Raw genomic sequence first — 1,091 nt, 5'->3', positions numbered from 1 at the left:
GTTTACCCGTCCACAAAATTTGACACAGCCCAGCCTCACGCTGTGGCGAATGATTGGCCATCACTGCAGGCGACGAGTACTACTCCCGTTAAGGACAATCGAATTGCTGCCTTGTGGCAGGTGATAACCCCTGCCAGTAGAGAGGGTGCATCTCGGGTTCGCAGGGAATGTACCGCGAGTTATGTAGGGGATGGGTTTTGGCTTACTGCGCACCATTGTGTATCCCAGAATCCGTCGATGGACGGTTACTTAGAGCAGTTTGATGGGCAGCAGGCAGGGATCGCCGGAATCTACACATTGTCGGATACGGATGACGTTGCTCTGATTGAGGTGGGGCCGGGAATTGATGCGGATACTTTTGAAGTAGCGCAGGATCCGCTCGACATAGGCCAGCAGGCAACACTGACGGGGTACGGAGAGACCCACGACTATGCGTCGTCTGCCACCACAACGATTGTCGCTCATCGTGACGAGATAGATTTCGGATCCGCAGTCTATACCGATCTGTTCGAAGCGCTGTCTGCAACCGCATCACGATCGTGCAGTGGTGACTCGGGGGGACCTGTTTATATCGGGTCAACCATCCATGCAATCCATACGGGAGGGGGTTACAACCCGTCCTGCGTCGACGGAAAAGACATGCTGATGTGGCACACCAATATTGCATCCAGGGCTGACTGGATCAACAGCACTATGAAATTGAATGCTGGGTTAACTGCAGCGGAGGAGTATAAGGCTGCTACCGGGCTCAATGCTGCCCTCACTGGACGAACCGGTATCGAGTGATGTTGGTCAGGGGTAGGATAGGCCCCCTCACAGTCCGTTGAGTAGCAGTCGCTTCAGTTCGTAGAACCTTCAGCAAAACAGTGGCGTCGGGGAAACGGTGGTTCTAACCGGCGTGTATGACGGCGACAGCGGTTTTGGAAGCTACCATGCTCCGTCGTTTGGCTACGGTAGCTATCCGGGGCGAAAGTACACGATTTCGAAGCAGCCATTTTCCCGTGGGGTCAGACAAAAGAAAAGGTTCTTCGAAGTGAAGCAGCGTCCGGTGCGGACAAGCCCCAGCGTGTGGCGTTGCCGGTGCGGTTGGA

1 protein-coding gene is annotated in these 1,091 nt (G+C 54.9%); it reads left to right on the top strand.

The window, feature by feature from the left end; genetic code table 11:
* Positions 1 to 42: 42 nt before the first annotated feature.
* Complete coding sequence (locus HMPREF2785_RS09695) at positions 43 to 786, top strand: trypsin-like serine protease (protein WP_083308966.1); 744 nt, start codon at positions 43 to 45, stop codon at positions 784 to 786.
* Positions 787 to 1,091: the final 305 nt, after the last annotated feature.

The organism is Corynebacterium sp. HMSC067D03, from assembly GCF_001811185.1.
In the GTDB taxonomy this organism is placed as follows: domain Bacteria; phylum Actinomycetota; class Actinomycetes; order Mycobacteriales; family Mycobacteriaceae; genus Corynebacterium; species Corynebacterium coyleae.
The sequence above is the reverse complement of the archived record's forward strand: the minus strand, read 5'-3'. Positions and strand labels throughout refer to the sequence as shown.